This window comes from Microcoleus sp. AT3-A2 (genome assembly GCF_036705685.1).
Taxonomy (GTDB): domain Bacteria; phylum Cyanobacteriota; class Cyanobacteriia; order Cyanobacteriales; family Microcoleaceae; genus Microcoleus.
This window is the reverse complement of record NZ_JAUBVF010000034.1, coordinates 12,101-32,118: the sequence shown is the minus strand read 5'-3', so window position 1 is coordinate 32,118 and position 20,018 is coordinate 12,101. Positions and strand designations below refer to the sequence as shown.

Below are 20,018 nucleotides of genomic sequence, written 5' to 3'. Positions count from 1 at the left end.
TTAGTTAATAAGTAACCCAGCGCATATATATTTCTTTTTAGGTGCGGGCAAGATGCCCACACCACAAGAAATAAAATTTATTGATGGTGGAACAGGCATCTTGCCTGTTCTTCAAAGCTTGTTTGGTGTCAAAAACACAACAAAATTTATGAATTGTGGAACAGGCATCTTGCCTGTTCTTCAAAGCTTGTTGATAATGATACAACATATGAGCTTATCCTCACCTACTGAAAGCCCGAAATATTTTTTGCACTAAATTTGGTTTTTCCTCATTGAGATAACGATAATGTTTCCAAAGTTTCCAATAAGGACTACCCGATTTAATTGGTATTCCAGCCCAGTGAATATATTTTAACCTTTTGCCTTTGTCATAAAGAACATAATCTCTTTCTTGAAAATGCTTGGAACCAGCCCAGCTTCCAGGTTCGGTTGCTGAATCTTTAACAAGATTGCAGCGCTTGGGAATCAGTTTAAGAATGATATAATTTAGTATAGGTTGGTCTGTGACATTTTGAGTAAAGTCAAAATATTCTCGATGCTGCGAACATTCTAGCAAAATTTCATACATTTGCGCTTCTGTAATAGTTCCTTTTCGGGAAGCCAAAAAACCGCTGTTGAATACATCTTGAAGCTGTGAGTCTGTAAAAATATTTTGTTCTTTTACAAGTGGTGAAAATATATTTCGCAGTTTTTCGCTGAGGTGGTGGTAGTCGCAGCACAAAAAGTCTACTTCTGATAGTTTGTTTAAGTTGGCTGCGATGTCTTCAAAGACGATGATATCGGTATCGATGTACAGAAATTCGTCCAGGGGGCCAAACCAGGCGGCGAGTTTTCGCATTTTGTTGGGGAGGGCTAAAAAGTTACGATCGAACGTTTGGCCAATTTCTCTGGTAAACTGTTCCACAAACTCCAGATTTGGGAACAATCGCACCCCGTGGAGACGGCTGAGTGCGGCTGCCACTTGCTGATAATTGTCGTCGAAGGGAATCAGAAAAATTGGTACTTGACAATTATACAGACGTATGCTGTTTAAAAGGGCGATCGCACTTTCGATCACCTTATCATTCGCAACAATATAAATACCGCGACTCATACATTTATCCTCAACCTTCTCAACACTCTTTTTAACAAATTCGCCCCAGAAACCTCAGTATAAGACTTTAGCGGTTGGGAAAAAACCGGGCGCTTGGAGGGTTCGCGGAGATAGCGGTAATGCAGGAACAAATCGCGATAGGGAAACTCAATATTTTCGCCCGCACAAACTCTCCGAATTAAATCCGGCTGCACACCAATATAATGAATGTAAGTAAGTCGGTTTCCCTTGTCGTACAAAATCTGATCTTGCTCTTCAAAATGTTTAGAAGTGACGCTACACCCAGTTTTTTCGCCATCCGGGAGGCTATAAGCAAAATTATAGCTATTCATCCCCGTTTTCATCACCATATAATTGAGCAACGGCTGTTCTCCCGCACCTTCATAGAGAATTTCCGCCTCGCCCGATTGCAGTTGAGCTAACAGCCATTCTCTAGTATATTGCTCAAACAATCCTTGCTTACTGCCGTAAAATCCCGAACAAAATATTTCCGACTCGATCCGATTTTGCTCAAAAATTTCGAGGAGTTTTGGTGACTGAATATTGTATACTTTAGTTGGGTCGCGCAATTGAAAATCATAAACCACAAAATCCGATTCCTCTAACTTCTGAAAAACCGCATCAAGGGAATTCATCACCAAAGTATCCGCATCCATATAGATAAACTTTTCAAACGGGCCGTCGAAAGCGCAAAAGCGCCGATGTGCGCCGTAAAGCCGGAATTTTTTGCGGTTCAAACGCTCTGGCGCGGCTGCTTGCATGAATTTATCCCATCGCTGAATAGATGCGCTATCTTCATAAATAAAGACGTTGGGACGGTTAACAATTTCAGCTTGGATTTGCTGTATCTGCTCGTCGAAAGGATAAATACAGACAGGAGTATTTGAGCCTAAGATCACTTCAATACTGTTGAGCAAGGCAATTAGTTGGTCGTAAACTGTATCGTTGGCTAGCGTGCAAATTCCATTCATATCTATAGTCTCGCGAAGGCGGACTTTGTTTGTGTCGTTGCGGTTTCAACCGCCGAATCATTTAGTAAAATGGTAGAGAAGGGCGAGCCCGGGTGACTACAGCACAGAACCGAAAACCGGAGACTACGCCAGATCCACAGCTAGGCGAAAACCGATCTTCCTGCGGCGACCGCCCGCCGAAAGCCAGTTACGATCGGCACTGCGACAATTGACCGCATAGTTGTCCCAGGAACCGCCACGCAGCATACGGTATTCAGATGTGCCCGTTTCCCAGCAACTTCCGTCAGTTGGTGCGCCGTTATAGTTTTCGTGCCACCTATCGCTGCACCATTCCCAAACATTGCCGTGCATATCGTACAGTCCAAAGGCATTGGGGGGAAATCTTCCGACATTGGTTGTTTCTTTGCGGGAAAGTCCTTTGGGAGCGTTTGCGTAGGGATAGTATCCGTGATAATTTACTAAATCCGGGGTAATGTTTTCTCCAAAATGAAATTCGGTTGTGGTTTTCGCACGACAGGCGTATTCCCATTCTGCTTCACTCAGGAGGCGATATTTTTTCCCGTTTTTTTGCGAGACTTTGGCACAGAATTCGACGACCTGATCCCACGATACATTTTCTACACAACGTTTTTCACCTTTGAAACCCGATGGGTTGTTTCCCATTACTGCTTCCCACTGTGCTTGGGTGATGGGGTATTTGCCTGCAAAAAAAGTTGGTACCGTGACTAGATGCTGCGGATTTTCGTAATCATATCGTCCTTCTTCACTTTTAGGCGAACCCATCATAAATGTGCCTCCGGGAATATAAACCATTTCCAGCACAACTCCATTCCCTAAGTCTTCGGCGAAGAAGTGAGCATAATAACGGCAGCGACTGTTTTCTTTTCCTTTAGCATTTACTGTTATCGCATCAAAGTCAAAAGTAGGAAAATATTTTTGTAACTGCTGTTTTATATTTGGTTCATCTCTATCCTTCAGCACCAAAAAGGCTGCCAACTTCACCTGCCACGATTCATCTTGCAGTGCTCCAACGATCAAATCTAAACCAACATCTCCATATCTGATTGCTTCAGACAGTGCAGCAATTTTCACCTCGACAATCGGTGAATCCAAACGACTCTTAACGCCGGGAATGCCGCCTAAAACAGCCGCACCCAATGGCACTTGAGATTCACCGCCCTTGACGGCATCGTATTCTCTCGGTTGATTTTGGTTTTCTGTCATTGCGCTATTTCCTAAGATACAAAGTTAGACAGCCAATTGAGCAGGTTCAATTCGTGGAGAATGATTTGTCTAGCTTCAGCAATTTTATCCCTCGCTTCATGCCAATAATCCGCAGTAGCTACAACCTCTTTAATAAATTCTACTCCTTTCTCATCCAGACTGGGAAGCCGCAGAAAACTCCCCGCCGGCAACAACTTATCCGCCGCCGAACCGCCGTAATAAATTGGCAAACACCAAGCTAACAAAGCATCCCAAAGCTTCTCGCTGACATACCAATCGTTTTCCGCATAATTTTCAATAGCTAAGTTGTAATAGTATGGTGCGACGGCGTGCCATTTATTGTTCACAGTGCCGTTTCCATTCGCCCAAGTTGGCAAGTTTCGCCCGTAAAGGTCAAAATTTAATTCTCGTTCTTGCAGCAATTTGATAAAGTCTAATCTGTGGCGGTGATTGGAGGTGCGGCTAACACCTGAAGTAATCCAAGAACAGGATTTAGTTTTCGGCGGCGCAGGCATTTCATCTAGTTCTCGAAAGGAGTTAGAGTGATACCAAATCGCGGGCATATAATCGGGTTTTGGTGCGAAGTCGTCGGGCCCGGAAACGTAACCGCAATAAAGTTTGGCTTGTTCGTAGTTGGCTTTGGTAATCTCAATAACTTCTGGTAATGGTGGCTCGCGGATTAGGTAAATTATGCGTTCCTTGGGGACACCGCGCAATTTTTCTTGAATGTTGTTTTCTTGGTTTTGATGTCTGTAGTGGCGGATTTTATCGACCCACGATAGTTTTTTTGGCGGTTGGGGAAAGTCGAATTGATACATGAGTAAAAAGTCTGGTTCTGGGTGGTTGGCTAGCATTTGAATGTTTCCCCAGTCTCCGAAGTTCTGGGGGGTTTGTTGCCACAGCCAGTCGCTTTGATTCATCCCTGGATAGGTGGTGATTGTGCCGATAATTTTTTGGTTCATATCTAATAATAAATCTGATTTTTGCGTGTGGGCTGGTTTATGAGATTATTAATTTTAGGCGATGATTGTTGGTAAAACCCGCCCCGGAGGATTTTAAAATTATCGGATGAGGATTAATGAATGATTTGCGATCGCACTTTGTCATCCACATAACTCAAAATTTTCTCTATCCTATTTTCCCACGAAAACTGCTTGACAAAATTCAATGTTTCTGCATAACCTTCGCTTTTCCTCGGATATTTGGTTAAACTATCTCGAATGCTTTGCGCGAACTGGTGCGGGTTATCCGGTTCGCACCAAGTTGCTGCTATATTTCCCGATTTAAATTCCATTAAAGAGGCAATCTCCGTCGCTACAATCGGAGTTCCTGATGCCATGTAATCAAAGAATTTTAAAGGAGATGTGAATGTCGCGGCTTCTGTCAAACAGTGCGGGTGAGTCAAAACATCGGCTGCTTGCAGCAAGCTAGCCAGTTGATTTTGAGGCAGGTAGCCGAGAAATTTAATGTTGTTAACTTGCTTGGATTTGGCTAACTGCTGGTATGCTGTTACTTGGGATGAATCACCGCCCGCGATCGCAAATTGAACCAGCGGCAATTCCTTAGCCACATCCACCAACATATCGACACCTTTAAACGGGTAAAGTCCGCCTGCATAAACTGCTAAATGCTGTCTGTCATCTTCTAATAATTGCTGTCGCCAATTCTGGGCTGCTTCTGTTTGTCTCGCGAGAAACAAATGGTTAAAACCGTTGTGCAGCGTAATTACTTTTTCCGGCGGCATCCCATTCAAAATCATGCTGTCTCGCACTGTATCGGCCACAGTTACGGAAATCTGAAACAGAGGATTGCGGACAATTTCTGATTCAAATTGCTTGTTTTCATGGTGATGCTGTTCGTAGATAGCGGGAATTCCATTTTTAACTGCTGCTTTGACAAAGTTCCAGTCCCGGCTATGGACAATTTTAGTTGATTTAAGCAGGTGAATCGGTAAATAGTATTTTGATACTATGGTACTCGCACTCGTCCACTTGCTGTCCCAAAGGTCGATCGGCCACGGCATCGGTAAATCTGCTACTTTTAATTTATCTTGAATATTGTAAATTTTGGCAAGTTTGTCATCGGGTTTCCTGGGTTGAAAAGGAAAAAGCCAATCAACCGGATTCAAAGCACTCCAGCCTTTACGGAGGTATACCAAAACTGCTGGATAACCGAGATTTGCTGTGGCATTGGCAGAGTGTGCAACTTGAACTAAGCTTGCTACATTGGGTTGCGGCAAGATATTTCGGGTAAAAAATACATAATATTTGGACATGGTAATTGGTAGTTAGTAATTAGTAATTGTTGACTGTTGACTGTTGACTGTTGACTAATGACTAATGACTAATGACTACTGCCAACTGCCAAATGACTACTTTTTAACGGCCTGACGCTTAATAGTATTTTCTATAAATTCTAAAGTCGTGAAAATATTAGCAGCCGAGTGAAATGATTCTCTGATTAACTCGTCTCTTTCTTCAGGAGAGTCTACCATTTCATCTACTAGCATTTTGAGATAAGCTATCATGGGAGTCAGGCGAGTGCGAATTTCGTAAGAACCTCTAATTAGAGCTTCATCGCGAGCGGTTTCTTCAGCAAATTGCACTGAATACAAGCGAGTGTAGTAACCTCCTTTTGCTAGCAATTCTTCGTGGGAACCAATTTCTACTACTTGTCCGCGATCGATCACGGCGATTTTGTGGGCTTTTTGGACTGTGGAGAGGCGGTGGGCTATTACCAACGTTGTGCGATCGTAGCTCAATTTCTCAATCGCCGCTTGCACGTACCTTTCCGAAACCGTATCCAGCGAACTCGTTGCCTCATCTAAAATTAAGATTTCCGGGTTTTGCAGCAGGGCTCTAGCAATTGAAATTCTCTGACGCTGCCCTCCCGATAAGATCACGCCCCGATCGCCAATTTGAGTATTTAACCCCTCCGGCAATAGTTGGATAAACTCGTAAGCATTCGCTCCCTTCGCCGCTTCCACAATTTCTTCATCAGTCGCTTCGGGCCTAGCGTAAGCAATATTTTCGCGCACTGAAGCATTAAACAAAAACGTATCTTGGCTAACAATACCCATCGCTTGTCTGAGACTTTTCAGATCAAAGTCGCGCAAATTCGTGCCATCGATCGAGATATGACCTTCAGTAGGATCGTAAAATCTCGGCAGTAAATCTGCCAAAGTTGACTTACCAGAACCCGAAGTTCCTACCAAAGCCAAAGTAGTGCCGTGAGGTAGAAATAAATCAATTCCTTGCAAAACTAAATTTTTGTGGTTAGGATAACTAAAAGATATTTTATTAAAATGAATTCCCGATCGCAAATGAGTGTACGGCACTTCACCGTTCACCATAAATGGCTTGTCGTCAGTCCTCAAAAAATTATTAACCACCTCTACACTAGCCGACGTATTAGCAAATTGACTGCGGCCGCTATTTAACTGAGAAATTAAAGGAATCAACCTAAAAAGTACCAATAAGTAGGTTAATAAAATTGTAGCAATAGACTCTATCTCATTCGCAAATATTGTGCGACCTATAAATACAATCAAAATTATAACTATCAAATTAACAACTTCGTTAATTGGGGCGATCGCCGCATAATTTACCTGAGCCTGAAAATCCGCTTGTTCTCGCCTTTGAATTAAATGCTTGATCCGCTGATACTCCCTTTCCTCGTTCCCCGTTGACTTGACCAGCCGAATCCCAGTAATGGTTTCCAGCACCCTAACCGAATAATCTTTCGACATTTCAGAAAGTAGGTGGCCAAAATGCTTGGAACGGTTAATAATATATTGATTTGCCCAAGCAACTAACGCCAGCAAAACTGTAGCTGTCACCGTCAGTTTCCACGAGATAGAAAGTAGCAGACCCACAAAAACCAAAACCGTGATTGAGGTAGTAAACATTCCAATGGCCGTACCAACTGCACTAGCAGTCCGACCAATCTCTCCGCCCAATCTATTAATTAAATCCCCGACTTTAGTTTTAGAGTAAAAATCTAAATCTACTTCTAACAACAACTGCAAGCCGGCTTCTCGCAAATCAAAAGTCAGAGATCGCGTCAGAGAAGTAGCTACTAAAGTATTGATATAACTCGCAACATTTTTAAAAAAAATTGCCAGCACAACCGCCCCGGTCATCAACATTAAACGCTGATTTCCCGGCATTCCCTCAAAGGGATACATCAAAGTTTTAATTAGAGGTGGAGCACCACGCAGCTCGATCGCTTCCTCTAAAAAACTCAAAAGCACTGGTACAATCAGAGTAGTGCTGATACCGTTGAATAAAGCGCCAGAAAAACCCAGCATCACAGTTAATAGAATCCTGCCGGGATATCGTCTGGCAAATTTTAGGAGTAGCTTATTGGCAGACATGAAGCATTCCCAGCTAAACAGTACGGCATCTCAAAATATTCTTGAATAACAGCCAGTTTTTCTTCCTCCATTGAGTAGTTTTAAAATAACATTTACATACCTGCAATTATATCGGAAAGTAGCGGTTTCATTGCTTGAATGCTATATTCTTTTACACATCTTTCACGAGCTTTCATTCCTTGTAAATTAGCCACTGTAAAATTTTGAAATATCCATTGAATTTTTTGTGAAATTTGAGCGGGAGAACTCGGATCGACTAAATAACCCGTTCCCCCTAAAATTGCTGGAATATCCCCCACTCGCGTAGACAAAACAGGCTTAGCCATTGCCATGCCATCTGTCAGCTTAAGCGGAAACTGAGCCACGGCTGTGAGAGTTTCTCGCTGAGGAACAACGACAACATGAGCCGCCGCTACAACGGACGGCATCGTCTCGACTGGAAACCTTGGCAGTTTAACAATCCAACGCCCCCATTGTTTCACAAGTTTATCATCATAATCATCATAAGGACTCCCGCCGACGATCGCTAATCTTAAATCGGGCTCATTTAAATGTTCGAGGGCCATCAAAACATCCTCCACGCCTTTATGAGGTCGCGGTGCCCCCGGAAACATCAAAACTCTATACCCGGACAAGCCGTAACACTGTCTGCTCAATTCAGGATTGTATTTAGCAGGGTCGAACATTGCAGTATCCTTACCATTAGGCAAATATACACCACCAAAACGCTGTTTTAAAAACTCAGTATCAACAGTGACTGCATCAGCATTGTGAATGAGACTTTCCATCCACTTGAGATAGAGGGGATTATCTGGTTCTCTTAATTGACCGTTGTGTTTAAAAATATCTCTATAAAGTTGTTTGAAAGAGGGGCGGTATTTCCATTCATCTCCGCCGTACCAGCTCAGTTCCCAGTCGTCTATATCTAAAATTATAAAGTGGCGAGTCGCCAGTTTTTTTAGCAGTGATAACCCAAAGCTTGTAGGTTTAGGTTTGACTGCATAAATAATATCCCCATCTATTTTTTTCCAAAGTTTTTGAGCATCCATTAAAAACCCCGGATAATTTTTACCCGGTATCGCACATACCGGGATATCTCTGGGAGGAGTAGCATACAATTCCTTGCCAAACTGAAATCCAACAACTTCTACATCACATTTAAGCTCTATCAAGACTTGAGCTAATAAAAAAGCACGAATTGCACCTCCTCCTGACAAATCGCTCACTACTAATGAAACTTTCACTGAGTATTTTGTTTAAAACATTTGTTTAATTTTCCTGCTTAACCGAGCTTTTGTCAAGGCGACGGGGACCCACGCACTCCCGACCACAGCAACCAGGTTTTTAACCAGGGCAAAGGGCAGCAACGCGTCTTTTGGTAAAAAAAACACAATAATGAACCCAAGACTGTTATTCCAGCCAGCAATAATTATTCTAGGTAAATTTTCGGATATGTTGAGGCTAATTTTTTTAATTTGGGGCTGAATTTTGTGGCTTTTGATCCAGTTTGCCAACACACTTTAATTATTTTAAACGCCAGGGATTGTTAAGTTGATTTGGTAAAAATATTTTAGCCGTGCGATCGACTATTCTAGTAAAGAGCGATCGCGTCACGTTCTTGGCGTACTGAGGGCGGTAAGGATAAGTGCAGTGCATTACTTTGATGGGTTTGTCGATCGTATAAACATCTTTCCACTTATCCAAGTAGTTGTAAACCGGGGACAAAGTTGTCATTTTCGGTTTCACTGATTCAACAGCAGCCGCAAATGCGCCCTGGTCTTTTAACAGTAGCACATTTTGATGCGCCACTACCATCTCGAAATATTTCTTAAAGTTTGTGAACAATTCCTGAGTTTTACTGCTTTTCGTAAAAGCGATAAATCCGCCATTGTATTGAATGCTATTTTCATGTAGCGGCAACCCGACCGACTGCAAAGTTGACAGAATATCCTGCTTGACTCTTAATAAATTTGCCGCTTTAGCAATCGCAGGCTGCACATCTTCCGTCACCAACAAATCCACCCCGTCAAGGAAATCAAAAACCTCATCTATTGGCGACAGCAAACAAATATCGCAATCCATATAAATAGTTTTCTCAAACAGAGATTCCTGGTACAAAGCCAGCTTAGCTAGCCGCGACGCTAAAACAGGATTTTCGTGTTTCGGTGCGGCCTGCAATCTCACATTTCCAAACACCAAAAGTAAGGGATATAAAAATCGCGGTACTCTATCTATTAAAATAATAATTGGTTCGCGGTGAAACTTCCTTACTGAAGCTAGAAAATGTATGCAGTCTTGAAATGAATACAATCCAATTAAAATGGTGATAAATCCTCTATCCATATCTTTTCTCTAGCGATAGTAAAATTTGAAATTTAATAAAGCAATTAACTGTGTTTTTAATAACCGATAGAGATATTGCCAATGCTCAAACTGCAATTTATCCCCAACTTTATCCCAAAAGGTTCTTACTTGATTTTTTGGCCAGTCCCAATGAGCAAAAGAATGCTCCATAATTTGAGCGAGTTCCTGCCACCCGTCATTACGAATATTCCACCCAACTTTAGCAGTTGCTAACCCAATGGGATTACCGTCTTTTGTTTTGACTTTTTGCACTTCAAAAAATCTTCCAATCTTTCCCCATTCTTGAATAAACTGAATTTCTTTCCCATTGTCTCTCGCAACTACGAACAAATTTTCTTGAATAAAGCTTACATTATTCACTGAAATTTTTAGCTTTTTTGCTAATTTATGAATTGCCTCTTTTCTCCCCGGCAATGATTGATTTGGTGGATGTTCTAGAATGGGAACAAACCCTTTACAAGTAATTCCTGACATCCATTCTATCTCCGGCACTTTTCCTATGATTCTTGTATCTGCATCCACAAAGATTGTCACTCGGCATAATTCTAAGGCTTTTTTTAGTGCAAATCGTTTATCGTTATAACAATAATCTACACCTTCGCGACTTTTTTTAAAGGCGAAAACATTCGTCAAATTTTGAAAGTCCTTTGGGTAGTCAGTACAAACAACTAGCATCGTCCCTAGAGAATAAGTTTCTAAGTCTGCTGCTAGCTGTTTGGCTAATTCGCGATACTTTTCCCCAAAAGCTAAGGTGCAAAAACAAAAATCTTTGTGACTGTTTAACATTATTTTTGATTCAATTTTTGCACTTGCTTTATTTGAGTTTATGCTAACTGTGGCGTTTTTGGTGCCACTGCCAAGCATGGGAGATAATATCTTTGATGTCTGGATATTCAGGAGACCAACCCAAGGTTTCGATCGCCTTTTTGCTGCTACCAACTAAAGCAGGAGGGTCGCCCGGACGCCGATCGCACTCAACAGCCTTAATCTCTTTTCCCGTCACTTGGCGAGCCGCTTCTATCACCTCTTTCACCGAAAACCCGCCGCCATTGCCCAAATTAAAGAAATCAGATTTGCCACCATTTAGCAAATATTCTAATCCTAAAATATGAGCCGATGCCAAATCGTTAACGTGAATGTAATCCCGGATGCAAGTACCGTCAGGAGTATCGTAATCCGTGCCAAAAATCGTGATCGAATCTCGTTTACCCAAAGCAGCGAACAATACCAGCGGGATTAGGTGAGTTTCTGGATTGTGATCCTCTCCTAACAACCCGTTAGGGTCAGCCCCAGCCGCGTTAAAATAGCGGAAACAAACAGACTTGAAATCATACGCAGCGTCAAAATCCGACAAAATCCGTTCTACCATTAACTTAGTAGCACCGTAGGGATTGATCGGGTTTTGTGGGTGGTCTTCTGTGAGCGGAATTTTCTGCGGTACGCCGTAAGTCGCGCAAGTAGAAGAAAACACAAATTTCTTCACGTCAGCAGCGATCATTGCTTCCAAAAGCGTAATAGTGCCGATGACATTGTTGCGATAATATTTAGCTGGGTCGGTAACAGATTCGCCCACGTAAGCGTATGCAGAAAAGTGCATTACCGCATCAATTTTGTGCGTAGCAAACAGGTTATCGAGAAGAGTGCGATCGTTCGTATCGCCAACTACTAACTCCACCTGCAAAGCCTGATCTACTAAATCTCTGTGACCGTAAACTAAATTATCCAAAATCACCACACCGTAACCGGCGTTTTTCAGCGCTAATACCGCGTGAGAGCCAATATATCCAGCTCCGCCCGTCACCAAAATAGTTGGTTTTTCTGCACTCATTTTATTCTGCCTGTTTTTGTAGCTGGGATTGCCAAGAGCCTTGTTAATTTGAGACTTCCACAACTGACGCTTTCACACTCCGCGTGAGCCGGAGAATTAAAGCGAAATATATAGGCTTTGCTGTGCGGAACGGGACGATCGCACTCCTAAAAAACGCTTTTTACACTCCAGATAGATGCTGAATGTGCAAGTCTTTGTGTTCAATCGATAAACTTGAGGCGACCAATTAGGATATAATCAAATATTCGATTAATCTGATGTCGATCCTCTTCTGAAATTTTATCATCTGACAGGATAGCCGAAGTCAAAACTAAATGTTCCCTGCGAGTGATCTTGCCAGACGCTACAATCCGATCGACTTTTTGAGAAATTGTTAAGTTCGATTTGTTGTGAGATGTTCGCATTTATTCGATCGCTTTTATGCCAAAATAGTTAAAGCCGATTGCAGTTCTTGACTCAAAAATTATGCGTACCCGACCGCACATCAATTTGCTCAACAGCAGAAATAACGTATTAGAAACGTATTAGAAACGTATTAGAAACGTATCAGAGTTTTACTTCCCAAGATAGATATGCAGACTTAATAAATCTGCAATCAGCCTTCGGATAGCGTTCAGACTAAATTAATTATATAATATTTTTCCGAGAGAGGCACTTTTCTATGCACGTTTATCGGCTTCCGGTACTGTCCGACAATTACATTTTCTTGCTACACGACCCCGATAGCCACACAGCAGCCGTGGTCGATCCAGCACGATCGCAGCCAGTATTAGAGCAACTGCAAGCACTCGGAGCCGAATTAACCGCAATTTTCAATACCCACCACCACAACGACCACATAGGCGGCAATCAGGAACTGATCGATCGCTTTCCCCAAATTAAAGTTTACGGTGGTGCAGAAGACCGAGGCAGAATTCCCGGACAGCAAGTATTTTTACAAGCGGGCGATCGAGTTTCTTTCGCCAACAGAACCGCCGAAGTCTTCTTCCTACCCGGCCACACAAAAGCTCACATCGCCTACTATTTCCCCCCCAGCAACCCCAGCGAAATCGGCGAATTGTTCTGCGGCGACACCTTATTTGCTGGAGGCTGCGGCAGGCTGAAAGAAGGCACTCCCGCCCAAATGTTAGCCTCTCTGGGGCAACTGCGAAACTTGCCCGATAGTACGAGAGTCTGGTGCGCCCACGAATACACGCTGAACAACCTGCAATTTGCCTTGAGTGTGGATGGCGACAATCCCGATTTACAGCAGCGCTTCGCCGAAGTCAAGGAAGCGCGCAGTCGATCGCAACCTACAATACCATCATCGATCGGCCTCGAAAAAAGCACAAACCCATTTTTGCGCTGGGATTTTCCCAAGATCCAATCAGCCACCAACACCCGCGATCCAGTGCAAACCTTCGCTCGATTGCGCGGCATGAAAGACCAATTTTGATCTTAACGTTTTTGTTGTTTCAGGTAACTCTTAAACTTGAGTATCGGTTCGCTCAACCACCTGTCAAGTCTTTGGTATTTCATGTGAAAGCTCGACAGCCCCTTAAACTTATTTGGAATTTTTTCCAGTTCGTCCTTAAACGGTGTCTGAGACAACATATCAAGCCATAATTGATTGGGAGCGGAGCTTTCCCACGGTTTCGGTCTTGACATAAAGTGCATCACTTTACTTGACATATCATCAGTCTTGTGGTTGTTCCATATTTGCTCTAATTGCTTCCACCTTCCCACTAAAACTGAATTTAATGCACCTTGATCGCGATCGCCCCAAACGTGGGTTCTAGCATTTTGGAGCAATTTTTCCGACAGTTGCTCTTCCTCCCAAAGCTTCATGTTGTAAACTAAAACACCACTATTGAAATAAGGGTTTAGATCTTGATAATTGTTGGGATTTCCCCAGAAGTTGGCTGCGGCTGCTATCGGCAGAGTTTGAAAATCTAGGTTCCACAGCGGCTTTAAGCTGTCCAGAACGAGCGTATCGCTGTCGAGCCAAATCAGCCTTTCTGTTTCTTTAGTATATTTTCGCGGCTCCAATTTAACGTAAGGAAGTTTAGAACCTGATACCGAAAGAAGTTGGTCGTAATTAGATTGCAATTCTTGCCATTCAATCTGGTATTTGCAGCAATTCTGTAACTGTTCCTTTTGCGGTGAATATATCCTGGTAGATACAACACTAATTTTGACCTGCTCCTCCCCTGATTGGCTAACATTGAGATCTACAGACTTGAGAAGTGCTGCTAACCCAAGAATATAGGTGCGATCGGCGGCTGTGAATATGTGCATAGGATTAAGTTTGTGAGATGAACGGCAAAGGTGGCACAAACATTAGGACTGGAGGAAGCAGGCGACCCTGTATTGAGGTAAATGCGATCGCCCATTTACCGTTGAGACCAACAAAATCTTGCCTAAATTTCCGGTTACATTTACACAAACAAACGGGGTTCCTAAGTAGGTAGGCGCAAATAAAGTTTACAATGTAACAGAATGTAAGGCGGGCGTAACAAGAGCGATTGCTTCGTTTCACTTGCTGCGAGAGAGGAGTTATGTATTTTCGGCGTTGCTTAATGAGGGTATGAAAAAAATAAGTTAAAAATCCATAAGCTTTGTAGATACTGGTTTCTAGGATTTGCATATTTAGTCTTTCATACCGTAAATCAGCAACGCCGTATTTTCAAGCTTCATCTACTTATTTATCTGTGTGCAAGTACCATCTGTTCGCACCCGAAAACGAGCAACAGCCATTGGTAATATACAGCAACACGAAAAATAATGAGAGGGACTAACCTGGCATTTGAAACAGCCAGAAAATTCCTCGTCGCCTGTGCTGAATCCCGCAACTGGTTCAGACGTAGGACTCTACGATAAAATAAATTGTCTAGATATCGATATTACCGCAGAACGATCGACATCCATCTTAGGTTTGAAGTGTCACCCGGCTCAAATCAAAAGTTCCTCTGGTTATTTCCCTATTATTGATCGCGATTTGCTTTGCCAAAAGTAAAATGAGCGTTGTTAGAAACCGATGCAAAACCCACGCAATACTGAACCCCAAGCAAAAATCGACCCCTCTGTTTCAACGGATTCTAACAAAGCGTTCTACCCAGCCGCGCCTTTGCCAACTGATGTAGGGATGGTTCTGCAATTGGCAGATGGTAGCATTCAGGGGTGCAATTCTCACGCCCAGGATCTGTTGGGGATGACAGCACAACAGATGCTCTTATGCACTTCAATCAATAGTCGGTGGCAGACTCTGCGTGAAGATGGCTCGGATTTTCCCGGCGAGACACATCCGGCGATGGTGGCGTTGCAAACCGGGCAACCATGCTCAAATGTCATCATGGGCTTTGATCGGCCACAGGGAGAATTGATTTGGTTGACGCTCAATTCTCAACCTTTATTTCAGGGAGATCGATCGACTCCCTATGCAGTAGTAACAACCTTCACTCCTATCGCTCAACCTCAGCCCGAACCAGTCTGTAACGCGCCCGCGCCACAACTGTCAGACACCCTCGAAAGTATTTCGGACGGGTTCTTTGCTTTGGATCGAGACTGGCGATTTACCTACGTCAATTTGCAAGCGGCGCGGTGGCTGAACCGAGCCTCGAAAGATTTGATTGGCAACAGCATTTGGGAAGAGTTTCCCGAAGCTGTGGGCAGTTTGTTTGAACAAGAATATCGCCACGCCACCACCTTCCAAGTTACAGTTAGTTTTGAATCTTTTTATCCGCCGCTCAATGCTTGGTATGCGGTACGAGCCTATCCGATCCCATCGGGGCTTGCCGTTTATTTTCAAGATGTGACTCAGCAGAAGGCGGATCGGGCTGCTTTTATTCAACAAGCGCAAACGGCACACCAACAACTAGCAGAAATCGAGGCGATTTATGCTAGTGCACCGATCGGACTTTGCTTCCTCGATACTGAGTTGCGGTTTGTCCGCATCAACGATCGGCTAGCAGAAATTAACGGAGTTCCAGCCGCCGCCCACATTGGCAAAACATTGCGCGAAATTTTGCCAGAAATGGCAGATGATTTAGAGCCACTTTACCGACAAGTTATTGAAACTAAAGTTCCACTTCAACAGCTCGAACTTCGCAGGACAAACTCAGCACAGCCGGGACTCGAACAGGATTGGCTGTTAAGTCTCTATCCGCTGAAAGCCGAGGACGATCGCGTTTTGGGCGTGAATGTGACGGTGCAGGAAATTACCGATCGCAAAGCTACCCAAAAAGAAATTCGACGGCTCAACCAGGAATTAGAGCGACGAGTCAATGAACTCGAATCGATACTTGATGCTGTACCCGTCGGTATTACGATCGCCCACGACCCCCAGTGTAAAGTAATTCGCGCTAACCGATTTGCCCAGTCGATGTTGATAGTGCCACCCGATACCAATGTTTCTGGAACCGGAGAGCAAGCCGCAGCCCTTCCGTTTAGACGATTCCGCAACGGAGAAGAAATTCCGGGAGAACAACTGCCCATGCAACTAGCCGTGGCTTCGGGCGTCGAAGTGCGAGATGTGGAAATTCAAATGGTGCGATCGGACGGGGTAGCCTTTGATTGGTTGGTGAATGCGGTGCCGTTATTTGACGAGCAGGGTACCGTTCGTGGTTGTGTGGCAGCCTTTATGGATATTAGCGATCGCAAACAAGCTCTTGCTGCTTTGCACCGCTCTGAGGAACGCTATCGCACTTTGTTTGATTGCTTGGACGAAGGCTTTTGCATCATCGAAATGCTGTTTGACGCCAACGAAAAGCCGATCGATTACCGCTTTTTGGAAGTCAATCCTGCCTTTGTGAAACAAACCGGACTCGAACAAGCTACAGGTAAAACGATGCGACAGCTCCTTCCAAATCACGAAAATTATTGGTTTGAGATGTACGGCAAAGTCGCGCTCACGGGGGAGTCCTTGCGCTTTGAGCATGGCTCGGAAGCCATGAACCGCTGGTTTGAGGTTTCGGCGTTCCGCACTCCTGAGCCGCACAGCCGACAAGTCGCCATACTTTTCCAAGAAATCACTGATCGCAAACAATCCGAGAATCGGCTGCGGCAACAGGAAGAGCAACTGCGACTGTTCGTCAAACATTCGCCTGCAGGGGTGGCGATGTTTGACCGCCAGATGCGCTATATGCTGGTGAGCGACCGCTGGCTGTCAATTTACGGGCTCGGCACTCAAAACATTGTGGGCCGATCGCACTACGACATCTTTCCCAATTTGCCCGATCGTTGGAGACAAGTCCACCAGCGCTGTCTGGCGGGAGCAGTTGAAATCTGCCAAGAAGATCAGTTTCCCCGCCCTGATGGCTTAATCGACTGGGTGCGCTGGGAAATTCACCCTTGGCGAACCAACACCAATGAGATTGGCGGCATCATGATTTTTTGCGAAATCATCACCGAGCGCAAAAACGCTGAACTCGCGTTGCAAGCGGCCAACCAACAAGTCAGCAATATTATAGAAAGTATTACCGATGCCTTTATCGCGATCGATTCACAATGGTGCTATACCTACGTTAATTCCACTGCTGAAAAACTGCTTTCTCGATCAAGAGCCGAGTTGTTAGGTCGAGCAATTTGGGAGCTATTCCCCGCCGAGAAAGAATCCAATTCGAGGGTATATCAAGAATTTAATCGAGTCGTTAACGAGCAAGTTTCTGTCAAGTTTGAAGAGTTCTCACCCTCGCTCCAGATATATATAGAAGTGAGCGCCTATCCAGCGGCCGAAGGACTTACGGCTTATTGGAGCGATATTAGCGATCGCAAACGCACTGAAGAAGAACTGCGGCAAAAAAATGCGATTTTGAACGTGATTAACCAGTCAGCACCCACGCCAATTTTTGTCAAAAATCGAGAAGGACGGATTATTTATGCCAATCCAGCCACGCTGGAAATAATGGGCAAATCTGCTTCGGAAGTAATTGGTGGTCGCGATCTGGATTTATACCCAGTAACAGAACTTGCAGTCACAGTCACGGAAAACGATCGGCGTATTATGGAATCCGGCCAAACAGAAGTCCTCGAAGAATCTCACGATGGCATTCGGACATTTCTGGTAATGAAAGCTCCCTACCGCAATCAGGCGGGAGAAGTCATCGGCCTGATTGGCATCTCCAGCGAAATCACAAATCGCAAACGAGCAGAAGTCGCCATGCAAGAACAAACTAAGTTACTGCAAGTCATCATTGACAGCATTGGCGATGGTTTAATTTTGGCAAACCAACAAGGGGAGTTTGTGTTGTTTAACCGAGCCGCCGTAGGAATATTCGGTCAGCTATCGAATGAAAAATCTTGTGAGGAATGGTCGAGCACCTACGGGCTGTTTTTGGCAGACAAAAAAACCCTCTTCCCCGACGATGAACTACCTCTAGCCAGAGCAATCAAAGGTGAATATGTCAATGATGTAGAGGTATTTGTCCGCCGCGAAGATGCCGAAGGTCGCTGGATCAGTATCAGCGGTTATCCGGTAGTTGATACTAGCAGCGAAATCAAAGGCGGAGTGATTGTCTGTCGGGATATCACAGAACGCAAACAAGCCGAAGCCGCGCTGCAAGAAAGCGAAGAACGATTCCGCAATATGGCTAACAATGCTCCTTTTATGGTCTGGGTAACAAACTCCACAGGCTATTGCACTTTCTTGAGCGAAACCTGGTATGACTTCACAGGTCAAAGTGAGGAAACAGGTTTGGGACTGGGTTGGATAAACGCGTTGCATCCAGAAGACCGAGAACAGGTCAAAAACGCCTTTTTGACCGCCAACGAACGCCACGAACTGTACAGCGTGGAATATCGCGTCGGGCGTAAGGATGGCGGATATTCTTGGGCGATGGATGCGGCTGTTCCCAGATTTAGCGAAAGCGGACAATTTGAGGGTTATATCGGCTCTGTAATCGACATTACAGAGCGCAAACAAGTGGAAACCGAGCGCGATATGGTTCTGCAATTAGAACAAACTGCCCGCGCGGAAGCCGAGCGAGCTAACCGGATTAAAGACGAGTTTCTTGCCGTGCTTTCTCACGAATTGCGATCGCCCCTGAATCCGATTTTAGGCTGGTCGCAACTGCTCGTCGGCGGCAAGCTGAACGCGAGTCAAACTGCCAAGGCTTTTGAGACGATCGAGCGCAACGCCAGACTGCAATCTCAATTAATCGAAGACTTGCTTGACGTGTCTCGGATTCTGCAAGGAAAACTCAGATTGAATGTTGCTCCGGTGAATCTGGCAACCATTATCCCGTGTGCCGTGGAAACCGTACAATTAGCAGCCGAAGCTAAAAAAATTCAAATCCAAACAATCTTAAATCCCGATGTCGGGCAAGTTGTCGGCGATACAAGTCGCTTGCAACAAGTTGTCTGGAATTTGCTGTCAAACGCGGTGAAATTCACGCCCGAAGGTGGCAAAGTAGAAGTTCGATTAGGGCAAATCGAACGCCAAGCTCAAATTCAAGTCACAGACACTGGTAAAGGCATTCTTCCCGAGTTCTTGCCTTATGTTTTTGACCATTTCCGACAAGAAGATGGCGCTACAACTCGCAAATTTGGCGGCTTGGGATTGGGATTGGCGATCGTCCGCCAACTGATCGAACTTCACGGCGGGACAGTGTTTGCAGAAAGCGCCGGAGAAGGTCAAGGAGCGACATTTACGGTGAGATTACCGCTATTAAATGATGATTCTAGAAGGCAGGAGGAGCAAGAACGTCATGGGGCTGCTAGTTCCGATCTGTCATCCTTGCCGCTAGCTGGATTGAGAATTTTGGTGGTAGATGATGAGCCTGACTCGCGAGATTTTGTCGCTTTCGTGCTTGAGGAAGCGGGTGCAGAGGTGATTTCCCTGTCATCTGCTGCTGAGGCGCTAGAGTCGATCGAACAAACTGCACCGGATTTGCTCGTCAGCGACATTGGAATGCCCGAAATGGACGGATATATGTTGATCGAGCGTATCCGCACTCAGCTTGCGCCTGAGTATCGGCAGTTGTTGGCGATCGCCTTAACGGCCTATGCTGGAGAAGCGAACGAGCGCCAAGTTTTGCAAGCCGGATTTGACAAACACTTAGCCAAGCCGATCAATCCGACCCAGTTAGTTGCTACAGTAGCGAGATCGATCGCCCAGCGCCTTGAAAATAAAGCCTGAGTTCTCGGTAAGACATTGCACTGTAGTTGATTTTGCTCATTACAGCACCC

The 20,018-nt window shown here is 44.5% G+C and carries 14 protein-coding genes; 3 read left to right on the top strand and 11 right to left on the bottom strand.

Features of this window, described 5'->3' with window-relative positions; genetic code table 11:
• Positions 1–220: 220 nt before the first annotated feature.
• The 10 genes from QUB37_RS18700 to galE all read right to left on the bottom strand — a co-directional run bounded on the left by QUB37_RS18700 (position 221) and on the right by galE (position 11,855).
• Positions 221–1,093, bottom strand: a complete 873-nt coding sequence (locus QUB37_RS18700; RefSeq protein WP_333164764.1) for an Npun_R2821/Npun_R2822 family protein — start codon at positions 1,091–1,093, stop codon at positions 221–223.
• Positions 1,090–2,064: an Npun_R2821/Npun_R2822 family protein gene (locus tag QUB37_RS18695; protein WP_333164763.1), complete on the bottom strand. Its 975-nt coding sequence runs from the start codon at positions 2,062–2,064 to the stop codon at positions 1,090–1,092. The genes QUB37_RS18700 and QUB37_RS18695 overlap by 4 nt, the downstream gene beginning before the upstream one ends.
• A 123-nt stretch (positions 2,065–2,187) precedes the next feature.
• A complete protein-coding gene (locus QUB37_RS18690) occupies positions 2,188–3,288 on the bottom strand; it encodes a formylglycine-generating enzyme family protein (protein WP_333164761.1) in 1,101 nt (366 codons plus the stop codon).
• An 11-nt stretch (positions 3,289–3,299) separates the two neighbouring features.
• Complete coding sequence (locus tag QUB37_RS18685) at positions 3,300–4,250, bottom strand: glycosyltransferase family 10 domain-containing protein (protein WP_333164759.1); 951 nt, start codon at positions 4,248–4,250, stop codon at positions 3,300–3,302.
• A gap of 113 nt (positions 4,251–4,363) precedes the next feature.
• Complete coding sequence (locus QUB37_RS18680) at positions 4,364–5,563, bottom strand: glycosyltransferase family 4 protein (RefSeq protein WP_333164757.1); 1,200 nt, start codon at positions 5,561–5,563, stop codon at positions 4,364–4,366.
• 96 nt (positions 5,564–5,659) lie between these two features.
• Positions 5,660–7,663 (bottom strand): ABC transporter ATP-binding protein, encoded by a 2,004-nt coding sequence (locus QUB37_RS18675; protein ID WP_333164755.1) that lies wholly within the window; start codon positions 7,661–7,663, stop codon positions 5,660–5,662.
• 92 nt (positions 7,664–7,755) lie between these two features.
• Entirely contained in the window at positions 7,756–8,907 is a 1,152-nt protein-coding gene (locus QUB37_RS18670; RefSeq protein ID WP_333164752.1) for a glycosyltransferase family 4 protein, read from the bottom strand.
• Between the two features lie 280 nt (positions 8,908–9,187).
• Entirely contained in the window at positions 9,188–10,006 is an 819-nt protein-coding gene (locus tag QUB37_RS18665) for a hypothetical protein (protein ID WP_333164750.1), read from the bottom strand.
• A gap of 9 nt (positions 10,007–10,015) precedes the next feature.
• Positions 10,016–10,891, bottom strand: a complete 876-nt coding sequence (locus QUB37_RS18660; protein ID WP_333164748.1) for a hypothetical protein — start codon at positions 10,889–10,891, stop codon at positions 10,016–10,018.
• On the bottom strand, positions 10,857–11,855 hold the full coding sequence (gene galE / locus QUB37_RS18655; protein WP_333164746.1) for a UDP-glucose 4-epimerase GalE: 999 nt from the start codon (positions 11,853–11,855) through the stop codon (positions 10,857–10,859). The genes QUB37_RS18660 and galE overlap by 35 nt, the downstream gene beginning before the upstream one ends.
• 661 nt (positions 11,856–12,516) lie before the next feature.
• On the opposite strand from galE, the gene gloB reads away from it, so the two are divergent.
• Positions 12,517–13,290 carry a hydroxyacylglutathione hydrolase gene (gene gloB, locus QUB37_RS18650; RefSeq protein WP_333164743.1) on the top strand — a complete coding sequence of 258 codons (774 nt, stop codon included), beginning with the start codon at positions 12,517–12,519 and terminating at the stop codon, positions 13,288–13,290.
• A gap of 2 nt (positions 13,291–13,292) precedes the next feature.
• Here the strand turns inward: gloB and QUB37_RS18645 are convergent, their stop codons facing one another.
• Positions 13,293–14,132 carry a glycosyltransferase gene (locus QUB37_RS18645; protein ID WP_333164739.1) on the bottom strand — a complete coding sequence of 280 codons (840 nt, stop codon included), beginning with the start codon at positions 14,130–14,132 and terminating at the stop codon, positions 13,293–13,295.
• 508 nt (positions 14,133–14,640) lie between these two features.
• Between QUB37_RS18645 and QUB37_RS18640 the strand changes: the two genes are divergently transcribed.
• Together QUB37_RS18640 and QUB37_RS18635 are read left to right on the top strand one after the other, a co-directional pair.
• Positions 14,641–14,850, top strand: a complete 210-nt coding sequence (locus QUB37_RS18640; RefSeq protein ID WP_333164736.1) for a hypothetical protein — start codon at positions 14,641–14,643, stop codon at positions 14,848–14,850.
• A 21-nt stretch (positions 14,851–14,871) separates the two neighbouring features.
• Positions 14,872–19,968, top strand: coding sequence for a PAS domain-containing protein (locus QUB37_RS18635; protein WP_333164733.1), 5,097 nt, complete (start codon positions 14,872–14,874; stop codon positions 19,966–19,968).
• Positions 19,969–20,018: the final 50 nt, after the last annotated feature.